Source organism: Weissella sp. DD23, from assembly GCF_001579105.1.
GTDB classification, from domain to species: domain Bacteria; phylum Bacillota; class Bacilli; order Lactobacillales; family Lactobacillaceae; genus Weissella; species Weissella cibaria.
On record NZ_KQ970390.1, the window covers coordinates 131,400 to 132,336 of the forward strand.

The window sequence follows — 937 nt, forward strand, 5'->3', positions numbered from 1 at the left end:
TTTGGATCGTTTAAAAAACAATTTTGATTTGGATGATCAACAGGTTCAACTTCTTTATAATGCTGAAGTTGAAGCTGAAATTGAAGCCGTAGAACCAATTCAATCTAGGATTGATGAGTTGCATGCATTACAGGCCGAGGGAGCAGATGTCTATCTGGTAAGTGATATGTATTTGCCTAAAGATGTCATCAAAAAGATGATAGCTCAGGCTGATGAATCACTTGTTAATATCCCATTGTATGTATCTTCAGAAATTGGGTATCAAAAATCAACGGGACGTTTATTCACATATATTTTCTTTGATAAGAAATATGAGTACGCAGAATGGATTCACCACGGGGATAATAAGAGAGCTGATGGCACAGTACCCCGCAGAATCGGTATTAACACTGTGAACCATGATATGGATTCGTTTTTGCCGTTTGAAGAAACGTTGATTAATAAGGCGCCAAATGACATTAAATATGATATGTTCAAACTGGCAACTGCAATGCATCGCTATCGGTGGTCACATGTCGATGATGAGGAAATGACATTTGATTCATCAAAGTATTTCGCATTCGCATATGTTGGATCTATTTTGGTGCCATATGTTGACTGGGCAATTAATGATGCTATTCGTCGTGGATACCAAACTGTTTACTTCATTTCGCGTGATGGTTATTACTTGAAACAAATTGCGGATGTGCTGATTGATAAAAATAATCTTAATATTAAGTCTGAATTCGTTTATGGGTCTAGAAAGGCGTGGCGTGTACCATCGTTTATCAATGAAGTGGATCCAGCATCATTTACGCCCTTTGGAATGTTCAGCAATATGGACACGTTTGAAGACTTAGTAAAAGCTAGCCAACTTAGTGAAAAAGAATTACTTGATTTAATCCCAGATTTAGAAGGTTATAAAAATGAGCCAACTCTTCGTGGGGATATTGCAGTT

The 937-nt window shown here is 37.2% G+C and carries 1 pseudogene; it reads left to right on the top strand.

What is annotated here, in order from left to right:
• A pseudogene (locus WEIDD23_RS13315) lies at positions 1 to 937 on the top strand (hypothetical protein); the annotation flags it as partial.